At 63.3% G+C, this 21,546-nt stretch carries 20 protein-coding genes; 17 read left to right on the forward strand and 3 right to left on the reverse strand.

Features of this window, described 5'->3' with window-relative positions; translation table 11 throughout:
• Positions 1 to 150: 150 nt before the first annotated feature.
• Genes ACILRC_RS04375 through ACILRC_RS04390 form a run of 4 tightly spaced genes read left to right on the forward strand, consistent with a single transcriptional unit; the run spans position 151 to position 4,266 of the window.
• On the forward strand, positions 151 to 1,461 hold the full coding sequence (locus tag ACILRC_RS04375) for an efflux RND transporter periplasmic adaptor subunit (protein ID WP_395668134.1): 1,311 nt from the start codon (positions 151 to 153) through the stop codon (positions 1,459 to 1,461).
• On the forward strand, positions 1,458 to 2,183 hold the full coding sequence (locus ACILRC_RS04380; protein ID WP_395668135.1) for an ABC transporter ATP-binding protein: 726 nt from the start codon (positions 1,458 to 1,460) through the stop codon (positions 2,181 to 2,183). Before ACILRC_RS04375 ends, ACILRC_RS04380 begins: the two co-directional genes overlap by 4 nt.
• Positions 2,180 to 3,415 (forward strand): ABC transporter permease, encoded by a 1,236-nt coding sequence (locus tag ACILRC_RS04385; protein ID WP_395668136.1) that lies wholly within the window; start codon positions 2,180 to 2,182, stop codon positions 3,413 to 3,415. Before ACILRC_RS04380 ends, ACILRC_RS04385 begins: the two co-directional genes overlap by 4 nt.
• A gap of 17 nt (positions 3,416 to 3,432) precedes the next feature.
• Positions 3,433 to 4,266 (forward strand): undecaprenyl-diphosphate phosphatase, encoded by an 834-nt coding sequence (locus tag ACILRC_RS04390; RefSeq protein WP_395668137.1) that lies wholly within the window; start codon positions 3,433 to 3,435, stop codon positions 4,264 to 4,266.
• Between the two features lie 24 nt (positions 4,267 to 4,290).
• On the opposite strand, the gene ACILRC_RS04395 is transcribed toward ACILRC_RS04390, so the two are convergent.
• The 3 genes from ACILRC_RS04395 to mutS all read right to left on the reverse strand — a co-directional run bounded on the left by ACILRC_RS04395 (position 4,291) and on the right by mutS (position 8,851).
• Positions 4,291 to 5,130, reverse strand: coding sequence for an alpha/beta hydrolase (locus ACILRC_RS04395; protein WP_395668138.1), 840 nt, complete (start codon positions 5,128 to 5,130; stop codon positions 4,291 to 4,293).
• Positions 5,131 to 5,136: 6 nt separating this feature from the next.
• A complete protein-coding gene (locus ACILRC_RS04400; RefSeq protein WP_395668139.1) occupies positions 5,137 to 5,964 on the reverse strand; it encodes a peptidase in 828 nt (275 codons plus the stop codon).
• Between the two features lie 307 nt (positions 5,965 to 6,271).
• Positions 6,272 to 8,851 (reverse strand): DNA mismatch repair protein MutS, encoded by a 2,580-nt coding sequence (mutS, locus tag ACILRC_RS04405; protein WP_395668241.1) that lies wholly within the window; start codon positions 8,849 to 8,851, stop codon positions 6,272 to 6,274.
• Positions 8,852 to 9,107: 256 nt separating this feature from the next.
• Here mutS and ACILRC_RS04410 point away from each other — a divergent pair, with 256 nt between their 5' ends.
• The 13 genes from ACILRC_RS04410 (at position 9,108) to ACILRC_RS04470 (ending at position 21,539) form a co-directional block, all read left to right on the forward strand.
• Positions 9,108 to 9,335, forward strand: a complete 228-nt coding sequence (locus ACILRC_RS04410) for a hypothetical protein (RefSeq protein WP_395668140.1) — start codon at positions 9,108 to 9,110, stop codon at positions 9,333 to 9,335.
• Positions 9,332 to 10,171 (forward strand): pirin family protein, encoded by an 840-nt coding sequence (locus ACILRC_RS04415; RefSeq protein ID WP_395668141.1) that lies wholly within the window; start codon positions 9,332 to 9,334, stop codon positions 10,169 to 10,171. The genes ACILRC_RS04410 and ACILRC_RS04415 overlap by 4 nt, the downstream gene beginning before the upstream one ends.
• A 147-nt stretch (positions 10,172 to 10,318) precedes the next feature.
• Entirely contained in the window at positions 10,319 to 10,951 is a 633-nt protein-coding gene (locus ACILRC_RS04420) for an isochorismatase family protein (RefSeq protein WP_395668142.1), read from the forward strand.
• A gap of 170 nt (positions 10,952 to 11,121) precedes the next feature.
• Positions 11,122 to 12,165, forward strand: coding sequence for an ArsJ-associated glyceraldehyde-3-phosphate dehydrogenase (locus tag ACILRC_RS04425; protein ID WP_395668143.1), 1,044 nt, complete (start codon positions 11,122 to 11,124; stop codon positions 12,163 to 12,165).
• Position 12,166: 1 nt separating this feature from the next.
• The gene (arsJ, locus tag ACILRC_RS04430; RefSeq protein WP_395668144.1) at positions 12,167 to 13,423 is read left to right on the forward strand and encodes an organoarsenical effux MFS transporter ArsJ; all 1,257 of its coding nucleotides are present in this window, start codon (positions 12,167 to 12,169) and stop codon (positions 13,421 to 13,423) included.
• Positions 13,420 to 13,749, forward strand: coding sequence for an ArsR/SmtB family transcription factor (locus ACILRC_RS04435; RefSeq protein ID WP_395668145.1), 330 nt, complete (start codon positions 13,420 to 13,422; stop codon positions 13,747 to 13,749). Before arsJ ends, ACILRC_RS04435 begins: the two co-directional genes overlap by 4 nt.
• Positions 13,750 to 13,819: 70 nt before the next feature.
• Positions 13,820 to 14,323 (forward strand): arsenate reductase ArsC, encoded by a 504-nt coding sequence (locus ACILRC_RS04440; RefSeq protein ID WP_395668146.1) that lies wholly within the window; start codon positions 13,820 to 13,822, stop codon positions 14,321 to 14,323.
• 11 nt (positions 14,324 to 14,334) lie between these two features.
• Entirely contained in the window at positions 14,335 to 15,366 is a 1,032-nt protein-coding gene (gene arsB, locus ACILRC_RS04445) for an ACR3 family arsenite efflux transporter (protein ID WP_395668242.1), read from the forward strand.
• Positions 15,367 to 15,389: 23 nt separating this feature from the next.
• Positions 15,390 to 16,592 carry an MFS transporter gene (locus ACILRC_RS04450; protein ID WP_395668147.1) on the forward strand — a complete coding sequence of 401 codons (1,203 nt, stop codon included), beginning with the start codon at positions 15,390 to 15,392 and terminating at the stop codon, positions 16,590 to 16,592.
• A gap of 144 nt (positions 16,593 to 16,736) precedes the next feature.
• Complete coding sequence (locus ACILRC_RS04455) at positions 16,737 to 17,990, forward strand: putative Na+/H+ antiporter (RefSeq protein WP_395668148.1); 1,254 nt, start codon at positions 16,737 to 16,739, stop codon at positions 17,988 to 17,990.
• 57 nt (positions 17,991 to 18,047) lie between these two features.
• Positions 18,048 to 20,285 carry an NADP-dependent isocitrate dehydrogenase gene (locus ACILRC_RS04460; RefSeq protein WP_395668149.1) on the forward strand — a complete coding sequence of 746 codons (2,238 nt, stop codon included), beginning with the start codon at positions 18,048 to 18,050 and terminating at the stop codon, positions 20,283 to 20,285.
• Positions 20,286 to 20,413: 128 nt separating this feature from the next.
• Positions 20,414 to 21,082, forward strand: a complete 669-nt coding sequence (locus ACILRC_RS04465) for a CatA-like O-acetyltransferase (protein WP_395668150.1) — start codon at positions 20,414 to 20,416, stop codon at positions 21,080 to 21,082.
• Positions 21,083 to 21,245: 163 nt separating this feature from the next.
• A complete protein-coding gene (locus tag ACILRC_RS04470; RefSeq protein WP_395668151.1) occupies positions 21,246 to 21,539 on the forward strand; it encodes a zf-TFIIB domain-containing protein in 294 nt (97 codons plus the stop codon).
• Positions 21,540 to 21,546: the final 7 nt, after the last annotated feature.

Below are 21,546 nucleotides of genomic sequence, written 5' to 3' on the forward strand. Positions count from 1 at the left end.
GTGTGTCCCATGGAAGTTGCAGTCTGTGCACGATGGTAGTGCGCTGCCCGGGCCAGCGCAAGCCACGGCGGTGCACGCGCGCCACCCGGCGGTGGGACAAAGTTGGCCGTTTACAGCTTGCCTGTCACGCCACCTTCCTAGAATCGCGACATGAAACGAAACTACCTAGTAGGAGCCTTGGTGCTGTTGGTCGCGGTGGCCGCGCTCGCAGGGTGGATGGCGCAACGCTCGAACGCGGACGCCCCAAGCTACCGCAGCACCAAAATCGAGCGCGGCAACTTGCAGGCCAGCGTGGCCGCCAGCGGCACGCTCAACCCGGTGGCGTTGGTGACGGTGGGTACGCAGGTAAGCGGGCAGATTCGGGAGGTGTATGTGGACTTCAACTCCGAGGTCAAGGCCGGCCAGTTGCTCGCACAAATCGACCCCGAGACTTTTGAATACCGATTGCGCGCGGCGCAGGCTGACCTGGATGCGGCCAGCGCCGCAGTGATGACGGCGCAGGCCAACCAGACTTCAGCGCAAGCCCAGGTGGCCCGCGCCCAGGTGGACCTCAACGAGGCGCAGCGCGACATGGAGCGCAAGCTGCATTTGGTGGAGCGGCAGTTCATCGCCCAAAGCGAGGCAGACAAGGCGCGCGCCCTCTACAACACCAGCGAACAGGCGCTCAAAGCCGTGCAGGCGCAGGTGGGCGTGGCGCAAGCCAATGTGCGTCTGGCCCAGGCTAATGTGGCACAGCGCGAATCGGCGCTGGCGCAGGCGCGCATTGACCTGTCGCGCACACGGATCACTTCGCCGGTGAACGGCATCGTGATCAAACGCACCATCGAACGCGGCCAGACGGTGGCCAGCAGCCTGCAAGCGCCCGAGCTGTTCATTCTGGCCAAAAACCTCAGCGACATGCAGGTGGAGGCCAGCATCGACGAGAGCGATGTGGGGCGGCTGGCGGTGGGGCAAAAGGCCAGCTTCAATGTCGACGCCTTTCCCGGCCAGACCTTTGAGGGTGAAATTCGCCAAGTGCGCAAAGCTGCCTCCAATGTGGCCAATGTGGTGACCTACGTAGCGGTGGTGGGTTTCTCCAATGTCGGCGGCAAGCTGCTACCGGGCATGACCGCCAACGTGAAGGTCACCACCGATGTGCGCAAGGACGTGCTCAAGCTGCCCAACGCGGCCTTGCGGATGCGCATCGCTGGGGTGGTACCGGCAGCGGGCGCCGTTGCGCGTACCGATGGCGCCGGCCGTGGAGGTGCGACCGCCCGGGTGTACCAGCTCGGCGCAGACGGCAAGCCGCGCGCCTTTGCGGTGCGCGTGGGTATCAGTGATGGCGCGTTCAGCGAGTTGCTGGTGCAGCCACAAACCCCCGCGGCCGAGGCGCTGGTAGAGGGCGCAGAGGTCATCACCGCCACGGGTGCTGCGGCGTCAGCGGCGTCCAACCGGCCGGCAGGCCCGAGGCCGCTGTTTTGATCGCGCTGCGCAGCGTCTCCAAAACCTACGACATGGGCACGCCCGCGCAGCGGCGCAACGGCGCGGGGCAACAGGTGCATGCGCTGCGTGATGTGTCGCTCGATATCGAGGCGGGTGCGTTCGTCGCGGTGATGGGCGCATCGGGCTCAGGCAAGTCCACACTGATGAACATCCTGGGCTGCCTGGACGCCCCCAGCAGCGGCAGCTACCACTTGGGCGGCGAGGCGGTGCATGCGATGACACCGGACCAACTGGCCTTGGTGCGCAACCGCCGCATTGGTTTTGTGTTCCAGCAGTTCAATCTGTTGGCGCGTACCTCGGCTTTGGAAAACGTGGAGCTGCCCATGGAGTACGCCGGTGTAGGCGCAGCGGCACGCCGCACGCGGGCCCGCGCCGCGCTGGAGCGGGTGGGCCTGGGCGAGCGGCTGAACCATTTGCCCACTGAACTCTCGGGCGGGCAGCAGCAGCGGGTGGCGATTGCACGGGCGCTGGTCAACCAGCCGCAGCTCATCTTGGCCGACGAACCTACGGGCGCTTTGGACTCGCAGACCAGCGAGGACACCATGCGCCTGCTGGCCGACCTGCACCGCGAAGGACTCACCGTGGTGCTGGTCACCCACGAACCCGAGGTGGCAGCCTGGGCGCAACGCAAGTTGGTGTTCAAGGACGGCCGCATGGTCGACGACCTGACCTTGCCGCCGCGCACAGGGAGTGCCGCATGAACGCAGCGGTGGCTTTGCGCAGCGCGCTGCGTTCGCTCAGCGCCAACGCCTTGCGCAGTGTGCTGACCATGCTGGGCATCATCGTCGGCGTGGGTGCGGTGATCACCATGGTGGCGGTGGGACAGGGTGCCACCAGCCGGGTACAAGAGCAAATGAAGGGCTTGGGCTCGAACGTCATGCTGGTGGTGCCAGGTGGGGTGTCGCAAGCCGGGGTGCGCTTGGGCGCGCAGACGCGCCAGCGCCTGACCGAAGAGGATGCGCAGGCGATTGCGCTGGAGATTGCAGAGGTGCAGGTGGCCGCGCCCACCTCGCGCGCCAGTGGGCAGATTGTGTTTGGCAACAGCAACTGGGGCACCAGCATCATGGGGGTCACCAACGAGTACCTGGAAGCACGCGAATGGACTTTGCTGAGCGGCCGGCCTTTTGACGCCGCCGAGCTGGCGGGCTCGGCCAAGGTGGCCTGGATTGGGGCCACGGTGGCACGCGAGTTGTTTGGCGACCAAGACCCGGTGGACCAGACGATTCGGGTGCGCAACATTCCGATGACGGTGGTCGGTGTGCTGGCGGTAAAGGGCCAAAATTCCATGGGCCAAGACCAGGACGACACCGTGATGGTGCCCTTGTCCACTTTGCGCAACCGCATCTGGGGCGGCGACGCCAGCAGCCGGCTCAAGCGGGTGGGGTCGATTTTGGTGAAAGTGCAAGACGGCAAGGACATGACCCAGGTCGAAGAGAACATCAAGGACCTGCTGCGCCAGCGATTCAAGGTAGCACCGGGCGGCGACGACCCGTTTGTGGTGCGCAATCTCACCGAAATTCTGCGGGCGCAAGAGGAGTCGAGCCGTGTGATGACGCTGCTGCTGGCGGCGGTAGCCGGTATCAGCCTGTTGATTGGTGGCATCGGCATCATGAACATCATGCTGGTGAGCGTGACCGAGCGCACCCGCGAGATTGGCCTGCGCATGGCAGTGGGGGCGCGTGCGCGCGACATCCTGGCGCAGTTTTTGATCGAGGCGGTCACGCTCAGCCTGATTGGTGGAGCCATCGGCGTGGTGCTGGGTGCGGCGGCGACCTGGGGTGTGGGTGCCTTGTCCGGTTGGGAGGTGTCGCTCAGTGCGGCTGCGGTGGCGCTGGCCGTCGGGTTTTCGGTGCTGGTTGGCGTCTTCTTCGGTTTCTACCCAGCCCGGCGTGCCTCTAAACTTCAGCCCATTGCAGCGCTGCGCTACGAATAACTCAAGGGGACATCGTTTTGGATTTTGTTTTGCTGGCCAAGGCGGCTGTGATGGGTGTGGTCGAGGGCTTGACCGAATTCTTGCCCATCTCCAGCACCGGCCATCTGATTCTGGCCGGTGCCTTGCTCGGCTTGCACGACGAGAAAGCCAAGGTGTTTGACATTGCCATCCAGACCGGCGCCATCGTGGCGGTGATCTTGGTGTACTGGCAAAAAATCCGCGCGACCGTGGTGGCGTTGCCGTCTGACCGGCAGGCGCAGCAGTTCGCACTCAATGTGTTGGTGGCCTTTGTGCCCGCGGTGGTGCTGGGCTTGCTACTGGGCAAGGCAGTCAAGGCGCACCTGTTCACACCGGTGGTCGTGGCCTCGGCGTTCATCGTGGGAGGATTCATCATTCTGTGGGCCGAGCGCCGCCAAGCGGTGCAGCGTGGCGCGGTGCGGGTGCATGCGGTGGAGGACATGGGCACGGCGGATGCCCTCAAGGTGGGGCTGGTGCAGTGCCTGGCCCTGGTGCCTGGCACGAGCCGCAGCGGGGCCACGATCATCGGCGGCATGCTGCTGGGTTTGTCGCGCAAGGCGGCGACCGATTTTTCGTTCTACTTAGCTATTCCCACGCTGATCGGGGCTGGTGCATACAGCTTGTTCAAGGAACGCGCGCTGCTCAGTTGGGCCGATGTGCCCACGTTTGGGGTGGGTTTGGTGTTTTCTTTCATCAGCGCCTGGCTGTGCATCCGCTGGTTGCTGCGCTTTGTGGCCACGCACAGCTTTGTGGGTTTTGCCTACTACCGTATTGCCTTTGGCGTGCTGGTTCTGCTGACCGACTGGAGCGGCACGGTGCGCTGGACGCCTTAGGGCACTTCAGCCGCGCTGGGCGGTCTACCGCGTTGGCGCCTTGCGCTCTGCTCCCTGTTGCCGTGGCGTATGTGCCATGTTGCGCAGTGCGGTCTCGATGGCGGCGGATGTCACCAGCGGCTTTTCCATCGGGAACAAATGGCTGCCGTCGAGCATCAGCATGCGCCCGCGGGTTACCGACTCGGTGAGCGCCAGGCCCACGGTTTTGAGCTCAGCCGACTGAATTCCACCGATGAATGAGACCGGGCAGTGCAGCGGCTGTCGCCGCAGCAGCGCCGGCAGGTTGTCGGGCAGGGTGTTGTAGATCTGGGTTTCTACAGCGGGTTCAAACGCAAGTCGGCGCGAGCCTTCGTGATCGGTGGTGCAGTGCGTGACGTAGTCCCACAGCACCTCGTCGGCCCAGGCGGCGAAAGCGCGCTTGTGGCGAAAGTGGGCGTAGGCCTCTTCGATGCTGGCCCAGGCGTTGCGCCGCTGCCGACTGACCGCACCCGGCGAAAACGACCCGACCAGCCCGGACGCCTTCGCGCCTTTGAGTGCGGTGGCACGCCAGCCGCCCACAATGGGCGAGTCCATCAGCACCACACCGCGCGCCAGAGAAGGGTGGCGCGAGGCCACCATCAGGCTCAGGAATCCGCCCAGCGAATGGCCCACCAGCCACACCGGGCCGCCATGGCGCTGCGCTGCAGCTTCGCTGAAATCTGCCAGCTCTTGGACCAAGTGGGGCCAGTTGTTGGTGACGGGGTACTGCGGGTTGTGGCCGATTTTTTCCAGGGCCTCGACCGTGTGCCCCTGCGCGCGCAAGCTCTTGAAAAGCACCCGGTAGGTGCTGGCAGGAAAGCTGTTGGCGTGCGAGAAAACCAGCATGTGCGCTTAGATCAGCTTCTCGTCGGGGTTGCTGATCTTTTTGAGCGGCTGGTTGCGGCCTGAGGGCACCAGCAGTGGTACTTCGGTGGCGCCGCCAGTCCACATCGGGTCTTCGATGCTGTCGAACACCTGGCGCAGCTTGTGGCCCCAACTGCCGTGCAGCATCTTGAAATAGGGGTTGTTCTCGTCGATGCAGACCACCTTGTCGGTCGCAAAGCGGTTGGCCTCGTACACCACCATGTCCAGCGGCAACCCGACCGAGAGGTTGGACTTGAGGGTGGAATCCATGGACACCAGCGCGCATTTGGCCGCCTCGTCCAGCGGGGTGGTCGGTGTGATGACCCGGTCCAGCACGGGCTTGCCGTACTTGGACTCGCCAATCTGGAAGTACGGTGTTTCCAGCGTCGCCTCGATGAAGTTGCCCGCCGAGTACACCTGAAACAGGCGCATGCCTTCGCCTTTGATTTGCCCACCAAAGATCAGCGAAACATTGAAGTCCACACCCGCTTGCTTGAGCGACGCCGCATCGCGTTCGTACACCCGGCGGATGGCAGCGCCCAGTACACGCGCCGCATCGAACATGCTTTTGGCGTTCCAGATGGTGATGCCCTCGTCGTCTTCGTTGTCTTTGATGCGCTCGACCTGCAATATTTCGCGCACCGACTGTGAGATGCTGAGATTGCCCGCCGACAGCAGCACCATGAAGCGGTCATCGGTCTTCTCGTAGACGATCATTTTGCGGAAGGTGCTGATCTGGTCCAGCCCGGCGTTGGTGCGTGAATCGGAAAGAAACACCAGCCCGGCATTGAGTTTGATGGCGACGCAATAAGTCATGGTGGGGGAACAAAGCAAAGCCCAGATTCTAGGCGGCAGGGTGTTGCGAACCGGCATTTGTGCACGCGGCAGCGTCCCAGGGAATCAATTCCCCAGCGGCTATTCGGAAAATACGGTATAAACCGTTTACATCGTTTTTCTAAAGGAGCCCGTCATGGCCAAGCTTGTGATGCGTCTGTTGCGGCGCCTGACCCACCACCACGCGCTGCATGCGCCCGAACAGGTGGGCGCTTACGCTTCTGCCTACATTACGCTGCGCGATTGGTAAACGTGCTGGGGTACGCCAGTGCGTTGCACCGCGTACCCGTTAGGTTTTGATCAAAGCCTTGAGCTGGTAAAGCGCATCCAGCGCCTCGCGCGGGCTCAAAGCGTCGGGGTTGATCGCGGCCAGCGCGGCGTCTAGCGCACTGATAGTGGGCGCATCTTCAGCAGGCGGCGCGGCAAACAAGTCGACTTGCTGTTGCGCGTCGGCCGCCTGCGCTTCCAGTGCGTCTAAAGTGTGGCGGGCCTGCTTGAGCACCGCAGCGGGCATGCCCGCAAGCTGCGCTACCTGGATGCCGTAGCTTTTGCTGGCGGGCCCGGGCTCGATGGCGTGCAAAAACACAATGTCGCGCCCCGCCTCGGCCGCGCTCACATGCACATTCACCGCACCGTGGTGGGTGGCTGCAAACGCGGTCAGTTCAAAGTAGTGGGTGGCAAACAGGGTGAAGGCCTGGGTTTTGTCGTGCAGCTGGGTGGCAATGGCGCTGGCCAGCGCCAGGCCGTCGAAGGTGGAGGTGCCACGGCCAATCTCGTCCATCAGCACCAGGCTGTGCGGCGTGGCGGCGTGCAGTATCTGCGCGGCCTCAGTCATCTCCAGCATGAAGGTGGATTGCGCGTTGGCGAGGTCGTCGGCCGCGCCAATGCGGGTGTGGATCGCGTCGATGGGACCGAGCCGACAAGCGTTGGCGGGCACGTAACTGCCGATGGAGGCGAGCAACACGATGATCGCCACCTGGCGCATGTAGGTGGATTTGCCGCCCATATTCGGGCCAGTGATGACCTGCATGCGCTGGCGTGCCGAGAGCTGGCTGCTGTTGGCAATGAAGCTGCGGCTGCCGCCTTGCCCGCTTTGGCCCGAGAGTTCGGCCAAACGCGCCTCGACCACTGGATGGCGGCCCGCCTCGATCTCGATGCAAGCATGTTCCACAAACTGCGGCGCGCACCAGCCCAGGGTGAGCGAGCGCTCTGCCAAGGCGCACAGCGCATCGAGCGCCGCCAGCGACTGCGCGGTACGGGTGAGCGGCGCTACGAAAGCCTGCAGCTGGTCGAGCACCTGCTCGAACAACCACTTCTCGCGGGCCAAGGCGCGTTCTTGTGCACTCAGGGCCTTGTCCTCGAAGGCCTTGAGCTCGGGAGTGATAAAGCGCTCGGCGTTTTTCAGGGTTTGGCGGCGGCGGTAATCGCCCGGCACCTTGTCGGCCTGGCTGCTGCTCACCTCAATGTAGAAGCCATGCACACGGTTGAATTGCACCCGCAGATTGGCGATGCCAGTGCGGGCCTTCTCTCGCACCTCCAGGTCCAGCAAAAAGGCGTCGCAGTTGGTCTGGATGGCGCGCAACTCGTCCAGCTCGGTATCGAACCCGGCGGCAATCACGCCGCCATCGCGCACCAGCGCCGCAGGCTCCGCGTCAATGGCCGCGAGCAGCAGCGCAGCACATTCGGCCGGCGGCACCAGCCCCGCCGCAATCTGCGCTAGCAAACCATCCGCCCCCTCCAACAGTCGCGCCAACCCTTCGGTTTTGTGCAGCGTTTGCAACAGCGCCACCAACTCCCGCGGCCGCACCTGCCGCAAGGCCAGCCGGGCGGTGATGCGCTCTACATCCGCACTGCCCTTGAGCGCAGCGCGCAGCGTCTGCCACAGCGTGGGGCGCAGCGCGGCGATGGAGGAATGCCGCGCACGCGCCTCGCTGCGCTCACGTTGCGGCTCGAGCAGCCAACGCTTGAGCGCACGGCTGCCCATGCCGGTCATGCACACGTCCAGCAGCGAAAACAGCGTGGGTGCGTCCTCGCCGCGCAGCGTCTGCGTCAGCTCCAGGTTACGCCGCGTGGTGGGTGGCAGGTCGATGTGCGTGTCGTTGCGCTGAACTTTCACGCTGCTGATGTGCGTGAGTGCCCGGCCTTGGGTGTGTTCGGCATAACCGAGCAGGGCGGCGCTGGCGGCATGGGCCAGCGGCAGTTCGTGCGCGTTCCAGGGTGCCAGGCTGGCGGCCTGCAAGGCGTCTTGCAGTTTGCGCTGGCCCAAAGCGCTGTCAAACTGCCATGCAGGCCGCGCCGTCAAAAACACTGCGCTGCCATGGCGCAGCCGCGTGATACGGTCTTCGAACGCCGCTGTGACTTCGGCGCTGTAGGTCAATTCGCTGGGCGCGATGCGCGAGACCCAATCTGCCACCTCGTCAGGCGCGCACTCTGCCAAAAACACCACGCCTTGGGTCACCGACAACCAAGCCAGGCCGCAGCGGTTGCGCGGGCCTTGGTGCACCGCCATCAGCATGGACTCGCTTTTTTCGTTGAGCAGCTCGGCGTCCGTCAGTGTGCCGGGCGTCACCACCCGCACCACCTTGCGCTCCACCGGCCCCTTGCCGCCCACCTCGCCGACCTGCTCGCAAATCGCCACCGACTCACCGGAGCGGATCAGCTTGGCCAAGTAACCCTCCACCGCATGGAAGGGCACACCCGCCATCACCACTGGCTGGCCTGCCGACTGGCCGCGCTGCGTCAGGGTGATGTCCAGCAAGCGCGCCGCCTTCTCAGCATCGGCGTAAAACATCTCGTAGAAATCGCCCATCCGGTAGAACAGCAGCGTGTTCGGGTGGTCCGCTTTGAGGCGCAGGTACTGCTGCATCATAGGCGTGTGCTCCGCCAGCGCAGCCAAATCAGCAGGCTGGGGCGCTGTGTCGTGGACGGGTGGGGGTGCGGGCTCGGGGCGCGGATTTTTCACGGCGCCATTGTCCTGCATGGCGGGGGGGTGCATGCCGCTGCGCCTGTGCAGGTAGTGGCGCAGCTTTGGCGGGCAATTGGCTGGCTGGCGCAGGAACAGCGGGTCACAATCCGCGCGATTCACCGGCCCACCCAGTATGCAATAACCAATAAAGATGCCCGCCATGCCACAGCAAGCCATACCCCGTTGGAAAAGCATCGTCCTCACCTTTGTGGTGGTGTACCCCTTGCTATCTGTGTTGACCTACGGGCTTGCGCCGCATCTGGCATGGCTGCCCGGCTGGTTGCGTACGGCGTTGATGGTGGCGGTGATGTGTACTGCGCTGTCGTACTGCTTGCCCGCGCTGAACCACGCACTGCGCGGCTGGCTTCAACCTAAGGAAACCCAATGACACCACTGCGCACGGTACGGAGTACACACCGGGGCATCCAACACGGGCCCATATGGCGGCTGGTGGACCCCACCGGTTTGGGCCAAGCGCTCAAGCCCTTTGTTTTCCTCGATTTTTTTCATGCGACGGTTCAGCCCGGCTTCGGCTTTGGCATGCACCCGCATTCCGGCATTGCCACGCTGACCTGGCAACCGGACTGCGATGTGCGCTACCAAGACACCACCGGGCAAAGCGGCGTGCTCAAGGCCGGTGGGCTCGAATGGATGAACGCCGGTGGCGGCGCCTGGCACCAGGCCAGCTTCGAGACCGGCGGGTCGGCGACCGGTTTTCAGTTGTGGGTCGCCATGCCGCCGGGGGTGGAGGAGGGCGCATCGTTTGGGCAGTACGTGCCGCCTGGTGCCGTGCCCACTGCCGCCATCGACGGCGCTCGCTTGACGGTGTTGCTGGGGGAGTTGCAGGTCCGGGACACGGTGCTGCGCAGCCCCATTGAGTCGCACCACGCCATGCACTACTTCGTACTCGACTTGGCGGCGCACGCCCGTTGGCGTTACACCCCGCCTGCCGACCACACCGTGGCCTGGGCTTTTGTGTTTGGGGGTCTTGCGTCGCTGGGCGGAGCCACCGGCTCGCAGGCTCTGTGGATGCTCAGTGACGCGGGCGATATCGAGATCACCACGGCCGACGCACCGGCCCGGGTGCTGATCGGCTCGGCGCGCCCGCACCCGCACGATTTGGTTGTGGGCCCCAGCTCGGTGCATACCAGCGTAGAAGCCTTGCGCAAGGGGCATGCGCGCATCCGGGTAATCGGCGCTTCCCTGGCGCAACAGGGGCCCTAAGGCCGCTGCGCCGCCGGTCGGGGTGGCGGGTTTGCGCAAATGTCGGTTCGCGGACGGAGTGGCACGGGATTGTGGTGGGCTGATGAAACAGTCGCGCCGCTTCGGCACCTTTCGCTTCCCCATTTCCACTTACTTTGGAGTTCTCCCTTGCGCACCACCAACCACACCCAATTCAAGATCGACAACACCGCCCTGGTCTTGGTGGACCACCAGGTCGGCACCATAGGCTGGGCCGGCGAGCTGGCCGGACCCCACGAGCAGGAGCAACTCAAGATGTGGACCCGCGTCATCGCCCGCTTTGCCAAGAGTGCGGGCATGCCGGTGGTGCTTACTAGCAGCCTGGAGGCCGAAGCCCAAGGCCCCTTGCTGCCCGAATTCAAGGACATCTTGCCCAGCGAGTACGCCGCCCGAGTTCAGCGCACGGGCGTGATCAACGCGTGGGACGACCCGGCCTTTCGCGATGCAGTGCGTGCCACCGGCAAGACCAATCTGTTGATGGGCGGTCTCACCACCGACGTCTGTCTCGTGCCGCCCGCGCTGTCGGCGCAGGCCGGTGGCTTTTCGGTGGTGGCGCTGCTCGACATTTCGGCGGCTTGCACCAAGACCGCTGCACAAAACTCGCGCGACTTGCTGCAAAAAGCGGGTATCGAAATCATGGCCGTCACGCCGATGATCACCAGCCTCTTGGGCGATTACACCAGCCCGGCATCGGCCGGATTCTTTGAAGCCTTCGGCAAAGAAGGCGTGTTCGCGGCCTTCGCTAAGGGAAATCTGCGCTGACCTACACCGCGCGCTCGCCACCCCCCGGGGCTTGGCGAGGTGTGCCGCAGCGCGGTGTCCGTGGTGTTGCGTGCAATAGGTGGGTAGGTCGGACTCGGCGCATGTCATTTATCTGTCATTTCTTTGTGCAACATTTCAACAACTGTTTAACTATTGAATCGAGGTACAGCATGCGGGTTGGCATCAATGGCATGGGACGCATTGGCCGTTTGGCTTTGCGTTCGGCGTTCGGTGCGGCAGAGCGTCAGGCGGATGACCCGCGCGCTGCGAATCGTTTGGAGGTGGTGCACCTCAATGAAATCAAAGGCGGTGCGGGGGCCATTGCCCACTTGCTGGCATTTGACTCGGTGCAGGGCAAATGGCGCGAGCCCATCCAGGCCCAGGGTGAGCATGCCCTCGCCATTGGCGGCAAGCAGCTTTCCTACAGCGCCCATGCCGCGCCTGCCGAGATCCCATGGGGCGATCTGGGTGTGGATCTGGTGCTGGAATGCACCGGCAAATTCCTGACCCCCGAGACCTTGCAAGGCCACCTGGACCGTGGCGCCAAGCGCGTCATCGTGGCGGCACCAGTCAAAGTGGGCAATGTGCTTAACATCGTGGTGGGTGTCAACCACACCTTGTACGACCCGGCGCAGCACCGCATCGTGACCGCCGCGTCCTGCACCACCAACTGCCTGGCGCCCGTGGTCAAGGTGGTGCACGAGAGCTTGGGTATTCGTCATGGGCAGATCACCACCATCCACAACCCCACCAACACCAACCTCGTGGTGGACGCGCCGCACAAAGACCTGCGCCGCGCCCGCAGCGCCATGGAAAGCCTGGCACCCACGACCACCGGCAGCGCCACTGCCATTGCGATGATTTACCCGGAACTTAAGGGCAAGCTCAATGGCCACGCGGTGCGCGCGCCGGTGCTCAATGCCTCGCTGACCGACTGCGTGTTCGAGCTCCAACGCGAGACCACCGCCGAAGAGGTCAATGCCCTGTTCGCGGCCGCTGCCGCCGGTCCGCTGGCGGGTATTTTGGGTTATGAGACGCGCCCGCTGGTGAGCGCCGATTACGCCCGAGACACCCGCAGTTCCATCGTGGATGCGTTGTCCACCATGGTGACCGACGGCACCATGCTCAAGGTCTACGCTTGGTATGACAACGAGATGGCTTACGCTTGCCGGATGGTGGATTTGGCCTGCCACATGGACGCAGCAGGCCTCTGAGATGGAAGGCAGCACCCAGCCAGTGATCCCGTCGGGTAGCGGCGCGCGCAATTACGCCATCGTCACCAGCGCGTACTGGGGTTTCACCCTGACCGACGGCGCCCTGCGCATGCTGGTGCTGCTGCACTTTTACAAACTGGGTTACTCACCGTTTGCCTTGGCGTTTCTGTTTTTGCTGTACGAGGCAGCGGGCATTGTGGCCAACCTGGTGGGCGGCTGGCTGGCCACGCGTTACGGCATTGCGCGCATGTTGGCAGTAGGTCTGGCGACGCAAATCAGCGGCTTCTTGCTTTTGTCGGCCTTGTCGCCCAGCTGGGCAGCGGCCTCCGCCCTGGCCTGGGTGGTGGTGGCGCAAGGTGTGTGCGGTGTGGCCAAGGACTTGACCAAGACGGCCAGCAAATCGGCGATCAAGCTCACGGCGGGCGAGGCCTCGGGGCAGCTCTTCCGATGGGTGGCGTGGTTCACCGGCAGCAAGAACGCGATGAAGGGCATCGGCTTCTTTCTCGGTGGGGTCTTGTTGGAAGTGATGGGCTTTCAGCACGCACTGTGGAGCATGGCGGCGCTGCTGTCCGTGGTGCTGCTGGGCGTGTTGCGGTATGTGCCGCGCCTGATGGGTAAGAGCAAGGCGTCGAAGTCGGCCAAGGAGCTGTTCGCCAAGAACCGAGGTATCAACTTGCTGGCCGCTGCGCGCGTGGTGTTGTTTGGCGCACGGGACGTGTGGTTTGTGGTGGGCGTGCCGGTGTTCCTGTACGCATCGGGCTGGTCACAGCCCATGGTGGGTGCGTTCTTGGCCCTATGGACCATCGGTTACGGCGCGGTGCAGGCGTTTGCGCCGCAGCTGGTTCGCCGCAGTGACAACGGCTTGCGTACCGAGGTGCCTTCAGCGCGGCTGTGGTCGGCCTTGCTGGCGGTGGTCACCATCGCGTTGGCTTCGGCAGTAGCACTTGATGTTCCCCACATGGAGTGGGTGGTGGTGGGGGGCTTGGCGCTGTTTGGCTTTGCCTTTGCTGTGAACTCCTCGGTGCACTCCTACTTGGTGCTGGCCTACGCTGGTTCGGAAAAAGCCGCGGAAGACGTGGGCTTTTATTACGCCGCCAATGCGGTGGGACGATTCATTGGCACCTTGCTTTCGGGGCTGCTGTACCAATGGGGCGGTTTGTTGTACGCGCTGGTGGGCTCGGCCTGCATGCTGGTGGCCTGTTGGCTATGCACCTTGGCGTTGCCCACAGTGAAACCCGTAGAAAGGATGGCGCCATGACGGAATCGGACGTGGTGCGCGCACTCGGCGCTTTGGCGCAGCAATCGCGCTTGCAGATTTTCAGGGCGCTGGTGGTGGCGGGCGAGGGCGGCTTGACGCCAGGGCGGCTGTCGGAGTCTTTGGGCCTGCCCAGCACCGGCCTGTCGTTTCACCTCAAGGAATTGACGCACGCCGGGCTCATTACCCAAGAGCGCGATGGCCGCCACCTGATTTACCGCGCCGCCTTTTCCACCATGGACGAGGTGCTGGCCTACCTGACGCAGAACTGCTGCGCAGGTCAGCCCTGTGAACTGACAGACCGCACAGCGACCTGTGAGGGGTGCTGAGACACCCCCAAACGGTCACTTGCAAACCACACTTTTTCGTTCTTCTACTTCACCTTCTGAGGAGTGCTTTATGGCCAATGCGTTCATGAATGTCTTGTTTATCTGCACCGGTAACTCGGCCCGCAGCATCCTTGCCGAGTCCTTGTTAAACCAGTTGGGTGGCGGCAAGTTCCATGCTTACAGCGCGGGCAGCCACCCGGCGGGCTTTGTGCACCCCAAGGCGCTGGCGCTGCTGGAACGCAATCGGATGCGCACCACCGATTTGCGCAGCAAAAACTGGGATGAATTTGCCGCCAACGGCGCGCCCACCATGGACTTTGTGCTCACCGTGTGTGACAAGGCGGCCGGCGAAGTCTGTCCGGTGTGGCCCGGCCAGCCGATGTCGGCGCATTGGGGCGTGGCCGACCCTGCGGCCGTGGTCGGCACCGAGGCGCAGATAGACAAGGCGTTCAGCGATGCTTTCATCGTGTTGCAACGGCGCATTGCGCTGTTCCTCAACCTCCCGATCGACAAGCTAGAGAAGCTCTCCTTGCTGAAGGAACTCCAGGCCATTGGCAAAGTGCAGGCCGAATGAAGGACGCCGCCATGGGCCTGTTCGAGCGCTACCTGTCGCTGTGGATTGCGTTGGGCATCGCTGCGGGCGTGGGTCTGGGCCTGTGGTTTCCTGGCGCGTTTGAGGCCATCGCGGCCATCGAGTACGCCCATGTGAACTTGGTGGTGGCCGTGCTGGTATGGGCCATGATTTACCCCATGATGGTGCAGGTCGACTGGGCGGCCGTGCGCGATGTGGGCAAGCGCCCGCGCGGTTTGGCGCTGACCTTGGTGGTGAACTGGCTCATCAAACCCTTCACCATGGCCGCCTTGGGGGTGCTGTTTTTCAAGTATGCGTTTGCGCCGTGGGTGGATCCGCAAACCGCAAACGAGTACATCGCCGGAATGATTCTGCTGGGCGTGGCCCCCTGCACTGCCATGGTGTTTGTGTGGAGTCAACTGGTGAAGGGCGATGCCAGTTACACCCTGGTGCAGGTTTCGGTGAACGATCTCATCATGGTGGTGGCGTTCGCGCCGATTGCTGCGTTTTTGTTGGGCGTGAGCAGCATCGTTGTGCCCTGGCAGACCTTGATTCTGTCCACGGTGTTGTACGTGGTCTTGCCGCTGGTCGCAGGCATGGTCACCCGGCATGTTGTGCAGCGCCAGTCCCCCAGGGCGCTCGCCCACTGGGTGGCGGCTTTCAAGCCTTGGTCGGTCGTGGGTTTGGTGGCGACGGTGGTGCTGTTGTTTGGCTTTCAAGCCCAGACCATGGTGCAGCAACCGGCGGTCATTTTGATGGTGGCCGTGCCGTTGGTGTTGCAGTCGTACGGCATCTTTTTCATCGCATGGTGGGGCGCCAAGTGGCTGCGCTTGCCGCATAACATTGCAGGCCCGGCGTGCCTGATTGGCACATCCAATTTTTTTGAACTCGCTGTGGCGGTGGCCATTTCCTTGTTTGGCTTGAACTCGGGCGCCGCCTTGGCCACGGTGGTGGGGGTGTTGGTGGAGGTCCCGGTCATGCTGTCTCTGGTCGCATTGATCAATGCTTGGCGGCCGCGCGTGGCGCAATCCGACGAGGCCGGTTGAGCCTATAAGCGCTCGCGTTCTGCATGCGGCTTAGCCATCCCACCACCACGGTTCTCAAGCTGGGCAGCGCGCAGACGCTGGCCTGGGCCTCAAGCTACTACCTGCCCGCCATTCTTGGTGCTGCCATGGCACGCGACTTGGGGTTGGGGGTGGCCACGGTGTTTGCGGCGTTTTCGGTGGCTTTGGTGGTGTCGGCGATTTTGGGCCCGCGCGCGGGGCGGGCGATAGACGCTTGGGGAGGCAGGCCGGTGTTGGCGGTGAGCAACCTGGTGTTTGCTTTGGGCCTGGCCATGCTGGCGCTTGCGCAGGGCAGCGCCATGCTGTTTTTGGGTTGGGCGGTGGTGGGCGTGGCCATGGCCGGTGGCTTGTACGAGGCCGCGTTTGCCAGCTTGGTGCGCATTTACCGAAGCGACGCGCGCAGCGCGATCACAGGCATCACCTTGATCGCCGGCTTTGCCAGCACTGTGGGCTGGCCGATCTCAACGGCTCTGGAGAGCTGGATAGGTTGGCGCGGTACCTGCTGGGCTTGGGCTGGGCTGCACTTGTTGATCGGGCTGCCCTTGAACCTGTGGCTGCCCCAGCGCGACTTGGGTCGGACAACGCTGGAAGTCCAGGCGCCACAAGCCCCACCCGTATCGGGCCCGGCAACCCAGCCAGACATGTCTGCGACATCGCCGGTGCCGCGCAACACGGTGTACCTGCTGGCCTTGGTGTTCGCGATCACCTGGTTCATTAGTACCGCGATGGCGGCGCACTTGCCCGCCTTACTTGTGCACAGTGGGGCCGGGATGGCCACGGTGGTCTTGGCCGGTGCGCTGATGGGACCGGCGCAGGTGGCCGGGCGGCTTCTGGAGTTCGGCCTGCTGCGCCATGTACACCCGCTGCAGAGTGCGCGCCTGGCTGCTGCCTTGCACCCCGTGGGCGCGGTGGCATTGGCGCTGCTGGGTGCTCCGGCGGCGATTGGGTTTGCCTTGTTGCACGGCGCAGGCAATGGCGTGCTCACCATCGCCAAGGGGACGCTGCCTCTGGCTTTGTTTGGTCCCCAAGCCTATGGCGAACGCCAGGGCCTGTTGATGGTGCCCGCGCGCCTGGCGCAGGCTTTGGCACCGTGGCTGTTCGGGTTGGCCTTTGCGCGCTGGGGCGCCAATGCGCTGTGGCTATCGGTGGTGCTGGGCAGTGTGTCGTGTGTCGCGTTGTGGCGCATTGCGCCGTTGCAGCGGCGCTAGCGTGGCGCAGGTGCGGCTTGGGCGTGGCGGGGGTGCTTTGCAGTGCGGTCCGGTGCGGTCCGGCGCGGCGCAGTGGCCCCTGGTCGGACCCCGATATTCCCTGCATAGAATCGGACCCGCGTTGATTCCAATGAAAGAAAACCCATGACCACGATCCAGTTGGTGGGCGCCATCCTGTTCGGCATTGCCCTGGTCCACACTTTCTCGACCAAGTTCTTTGAGTGGCTGGCCCACCACCGGCCCAACCACTCTGGCCTGTGGCACCTCTTGGGCGAAGTCGAGGTGGTGTTCGGCTTTTGGGCGATGGTGCTGATGGTGTCCATGGTGGCCATATTGGGTACCACCGAGGCAGCCGCCTACCTGAACTCGCGCAACTTCACCGAGCCGATGTTTGTGTTTGCCATTGTGGTGGTGGCCGGCAGCCGCGCGGTGCTGACCTTGGCAGGCAAGTTCGTCACCGTAGTCGCCAATGTGCTGCCCTTGCAGGGGGGCATGGGCTTTTACTTTGTGGCGCTGTCGTTTTTGCCCTTGATGGGCTCGCTCATCACCGAACCAGCCGCCATGACGCTGGCCGCACTCATGTTGCGAGATCGCATTTACGGTGTCGGCGTGTCCACGCGCCTGAAGTACGCAACCTTGGGCGTGCTGTTTGTCAATATTTCAATTGGCGGCACGCTGACCTCCTTTGCTGCGCCTCCGGTGCTGATGGTCGCTGCCAAGTGGAACTGGGATAGCTGGTTCATGCTGACCCACTTTGGCTGGCGCGCCGCCATTGCGGTGTTTGTCAACGCTTTGGTGGTCACCGCGCTGTTCCGTACCGAATTGAGTGGGCTGCCAAAAAATGTGGCTTCCACTGGAACTTCCATGCCCGCTTGGGTGATGGCGGTGCATGTCGCGTTTTTGGCTGGTGTGGTGGCGTTTGCGCACCACCCGGCGGCGTTCATGGGTTTGCTCTTGTTCTTTATCGGCTTTGCCCAGGCCTACCCCAAGTTCCAGGACGACCGCTTGTTGCTGCGCGAGGGCTTGCTGGTGGCATTTTTCTTGGCAGGCTTGGTGGTGCTGGGCGGCCAGCAGCAGTGGTGGCTGGAGCCGCTGTTGCGGGGCATGGATGCGTCCACCGTGTACTACGGCGCCACCGCACTGACCGCAGTGACTGACAACGCAGCCTTGACCTACCTGGGCTCCCTTGTGGAAGGGTTGAGCGATGAGTTCAAGTACGCGTTGGTGGCCGGTGCGGTGACCGGCGGCGGCCTGACCGTGATTGCCAACGCACCCAACCCAGCGGGCTTTGCCATTTTGAAGGGCAGCTTCGAAGACGAGGCCATCCATCCCCTGGGTCTGTTTATCGCCGCGACGCCCCCCACGCTGATGGCAGTGGTGGCTTTTCGCATGCTTTGATCGAATACAGTTACCGCATTCCCATTTCACTTTCAGAACCTTTGCAGGAGCCCTGCCATGCCGGCCGAAAAATCCAAGATCATTTACACCCTGACCGACGAGGCGCCTTACCTGGCCACCGCCTCGTTCTTGCCCATCGTGCGCGCGTTTGCTGCACCGGCGGGCATCGATGTCGCGCAGGCCGACATCTCGGTGGCGGCGCGCATCTTGGGCGAGTTTTCGGACCATCTTGAAGAGTCGCAGAGGGTGCCGGACTACCTTGCCGAACTGGGGCGGCTGACCTTGCTGCCGTCGACCAACATCATCAAACTGCCGAACATCAGCGCCTCGGTGGGTCAGTTGACCGCCTGTATCAAGGAGCTGCAAAGCAAGGGCTATGCGGTGCCTGACTACCCCGAGTCACCCAAAACCGACGAAGAGAAAGCCATCCGTGCGCGCTACTCGCGCTGCATTGGCAGCGCGGTCAACCCGGTGTTGCGTGAGGGCAATTCGGACCGCCGCGCACCCAAGGCGGTGAAGGAATACGCCCGCAAGAACCCACACTCGATGGCCGAGTGGAGCCAGGCCTCGCGCTCGCATGTGTCGCACATGCACAGCGGGGACTTTTACCACGGCGAAAAGTCCATAACCCTGGACAAGCCACGCGAAGTGCGTATGGAGCTGATCACCAAGTCAGGCAAGACCATGGTGCTCAAGCCCAAGGTGGCGCTGCTGGACCGCGAGGTGATCGATAGCATGTTCATGAGCAAGCGCGCCTTGCTGGAGTTTTACGAGAAGGAAATCGAGGACGCGCACAAAACCGGCGTGATGTTCTCGCTGCACGTTAAGGCCACCATGATGAAGGTGTCGCACCCCATCGTGTTCGGCCACTGCGTCAAGATTTTTTACAAAGACGCGTTTGCCAAGCACGCCAAGCTGTTTGAGGAGCTGGGTGTCAACGTCAACAACGGCATGGCCGATCTGTACAACAAGATCGCCAACCTGCCGCAATCTAAGCGTGACGAAATCAAGCGCGACCTACACGCCTGCCACGAAGGGCGCCCCGAGTTGGCGATGGTGGACTCGGCCAAGGGCATCACCAACTTCCATTCCCCCAACGATGTGATCGTGGACGCCTCCATGCCTGCGATGATTCGCAACGGCGGCAAGATGTGGGGCGCTGACGGGCGGCTCAAGGACGTCAAGGCGGTGATGCCGGAGTCCACATTTGCCCGCATCTACCAAGAAATCATCAACTTCTGCAAATGGCACGGCGCGTTCGACCCGCGCACTATGGGCACGGTGCCCAATGTCGGCCTGATGGCGCAACAGGCCGAAGAGTACGGCTCGCATGACAAGACCTTCGAAATCAGCGAAGACGGCATCGCCAACATCACCGACATCAACACCGGTGAGGTGCTACTGAGCCAAAACGTCGAGCAAGGCGACATCTGGCGCATGTGCCAATGCAAGGACGCCGCGATCCGCGACTGGGTCAAGCTGGCGGTCACTCGGGCGCGCAACTCCGGCATGCCGGTGGTGTTCTGGCTTGACCAGTACCGACCGCACGAGGCGCAGCTCATCACCAAGGTGAAGATGTACCTGCACGAGCACAACACCGCAGGCCTGGACATCCAGATCATGAGCCAGGTGCGCGCCATGCGCTACACCTTGGAGCGCGTCATCCGTGGTCTGGACACCATCAGTGCCACCGGCAACATCTTGCGTGACTATTTGACCGACCTGTTCCCCATCATGGAACTGGGCACCAGCGCCAAGATGCTGTCCATCGTGCCGCTGATGGCCGGTGGCGGCATGTACGAAACCGGTGCTGGCGGCTCGGCCCCCAAGCATGTGCAGCAACTAGTGGAAGAAAACCACCTGCGCTGGGATTCGCTGGGCGAGTTTTTGGCGCTCGCGGTGAGCCTGGAAGACTTGGGCATCAAAACCGCGAACGAGAAGGCCAAGGTGTTGGCGCGTACCTTGGACGCAGCGACCGGCAAGCTGCTGGACAACAACAAGAACCCTTCCCCCAAGACCGGGCAGTTGGACAACCGCGGTAGCCAGTTTTACCTTGCGATGTACTGGGCCCAAGAGCTGGCAGCGCAGACCCAGGACGCCGAGTTGGCGGCGCGGTTCGCCCTTGTGGCCAAGGCATTGACCGAGAGCGAGAAGCAAATTGCCGACGAGCTGGCAGCCGTGCAAGGCCATCCGGTCGACATCGGCGGCTACTACATGCCTGACCCAGACAAGGTGCAGACCATCATGCGCCCGAGTAAAACGTTCAACACCATTGTGGGCAGTCTCGCGGCCTAGTTGTCGGTGCCATCGGCGCGGCCTGACAATGCTACGCATACAGTGCTCCGGCGTAACGGGCAGTGCCCTGTGTGGAGCGCACCGGTGTGCCGGCGTGCCCCGGTGGGCAGACCGTACCATCCGGGGCTATGCATATCCTTGACCAAAATGGCTGGCACCGCCGTGCCACCTTCCTGCATTTCCGGGCCTTTGAGCAGCCTTATTTCAACCTCTGCACCGAGCTTGATGTCACGGCGCTTAAGGGCTTCCTGGCGCCCCTGGCCGACAAGCGGTTTTTTCTTGCCTACCACTACCTGGCCCTGCGTGCCCTCAACAGCGTAGAGGAGTTTCGCCACCGCCTGCAAGGTGACGACGTGGTCGTCCATGACACCGTGCACGGCAGCACCACGGTCTTGCGCTCGGATGACAGCTTTGCATTTGCCGACCTGGTCTTGCATGACGCCTGGGAGGTGTTTGCCCTACACGCCGCCGCCGCCATTGCGCAGGCACAGGACACGCGCACTGGGTTCAGCCCGACCCAGGCGGAAACCAATGTGGTGCACTTCAGTACCTTGCCCTGGGTCCGGTTCACCGCCTTGAGCCACCCGCAGCGTACGACGGCGCCCACCGCGATTCCCAAGATCTCCTTTGGCAAGCTGTCTTGGGATGGCGATCGGTGGATGCTGCCGCTGTCGGTGGAAGTGCACCACGCATTGGTGGATGGGGTGCATGTCGGGCGCATGCTGGAGCGTTTGGAGGCGATGCTGTCGCAGCCACACGACCTTCTGGCGGCGCCACCCGCGCCTTTGGGTGCATAGCCTCGCTTCACCAGCCCACGCGCTTTTGCGTCGCGGGACCATCGCGGTCTAGCACCCCATGGTCCACCGCCTGAATCCCCATGGGCACAAAGGCTCTTGCAGCCCTCGGGTGTAGCGTCCCGCAGGGGACCCTACCATGGGCCACATTTACAGGAGTGCCACGATGAAATGCCCCACCTGCCCGGATGCGACCTTGGTGATGACCGACCGCCAGGGAATAGAGATTGATTACTGCCCCCAGTGCCGCGGCGTATGGCTGGACCGCGGCGAGCTTGACAAAATCATCGAGCGCGGCGCCCAAACTGCGCCACAGCGAGCTGCGCCACCCACCCAGCCGCCCCAGCAGCATTACCCACAGGCCACCCGCCATCCCGACTTTGAAGACTCTGACTTCAAACGGCGCAGCCCCTATGGCTACCGCAAGCCCAAGTCCTGGTTGAGCGACATCTTCGATTAAGCCGTCA

This window comes from Rhodoferax sp., assembly GCF_044236835.1.
Taxonomy (GTDB): domain Bacteria; phylum Pseudomonadota; class Gammaproteobacteria; order Burkholderiales; family Burkholderiaceae_C; genus Allorhodoferax.

What these genes read in the sequence shown, in the direction of transcription:
- mutS (WP_395668241.1), bottom strand. Translation starts at nt 8,851, where the DNA reads ATGATGCAGCAGTACCTGCGCCTCAAAGCGGACCACCCGAACACGCTG.
- ACILRC_RS04455 (WP_395668148.1), top strand. Translation starts at nt 16,737, where the DNA reads ATGACCACGATCCAGTTGGTGGGCGCCATCCTGTTCGGCATTGCCCTG.
- ACILRC_RS04410 (WP_395668140.1), top strand. Translation starts at nt 9,108, where the DNA reads ATGCCACAGCAAGCCATACCCCGTTGGAAAAGCATCGTCCTCACCTTT.
- ACILRC_RS04470 (WP_395668151.1), top strand. Translation starts at nt 21,246, where the DNA reads ATGAAATGCCCCACCTGCCCGGATGCGACCTTGGTGATGACCGACCGC.
- arsJ (WP_395668144.1), top strand. Translation starts at nt 12,167, where the DNA reads ATGGAAGGCAGCACCCAGCCAGTGATCCCGTCGGGTAGCGGCGCGCGC.
- ACILRC_RS04440 (WP_395668146.1), top strand. Translation starts at nt 13,820, where the DNA reads ATGGCCAATGCGTTCATGAATGTCTTGTTTATCTGCACCGGTAACTCG.
- ACILRC_RS04400 (WP_395668139.1), bottom strand. Translation starts at nt 5,964, where the DNA reads ATGACTTATTGCGTCGCCATCAAACTCAATGCCGGGCTGGTGTTTCTT.
- ACILRC_RS04395 (WP_395668138.1), bottom strand. Translation starts at nt 5,130, where the DNA reads ATGCTGGTTTTCTCGCACGCCAACAGCTTTCCTGCCAGCACCTACCGG.
- ACILRC_RS04465 (WP_395668150.1), top strand. Translation starts at nt 20,414, where the DNA reads ATGCATATCCTTGACCAAAATGGCTGGCACCGCCGTGCCACCTTCCTG.
- arsB (WP_395668242.1), top strand. Translation starts at nt 14,335, where the DNA reads ATGGGCCTGTTCGAGCGCTACCTGTCGCTGTGGATTGCGTTGGGCATC.
- ACILRC_RS04385 (WP_395668136.1), top strand. Translation starts at nt 2,180, where the DNA reads ATGAACGCAGCGGTGGCTTTGCGCAGCGCGCTGCGTTCGCTCAGCGCC.
- ACILRC_RS04460 (WP_395668149.1), top strand. Translation starts at nt 18,048, where the DNA reads ATGCCGGCCGAAAAATCCAAGATCATTTACACCCTGACCGACGAGGCG.
- ACILRC_RS04415 (WP_395668141.1), top strand. Translation starts at nt 9,332, where the DNA reads ATGACACCACTGCGCACGGTACGGAGTACACACCGGGGCATCCAACAC.
- ACILRC_RS04425 (WP_395668143.1), top strand. Translation starts at nt 11,122, where the DNA reads ATGCGGGTTGGCATCAATGGCATGGGACGCATTGGCCGTTTGGCTTTG.
- ACILRC_RS04375 (WP_395668134.1), top strand. Translation starts at nt 151, where the DNA reads ATGAAACGAAACTACCTAGTAGGAGCCTTGGTGCTGTTGGTCGCGGTG.
- ACILRC_RS04450 (WP_395668147.1), top strand. Translation starts at nt 15,390, where the DNA reads ATGCGGCTTAGCCATCCCACCACCACGGTTCTCAAGCTGGGCAGCGCG.
- ACILRC_RS04435 (WP_395668145.1), top strand. Translation starts at nt 13,420, where the DNA reads ATGACGGAATCGGACGTGGTGCGCGCACTCGGCGCTTTGGCGCAGCAA.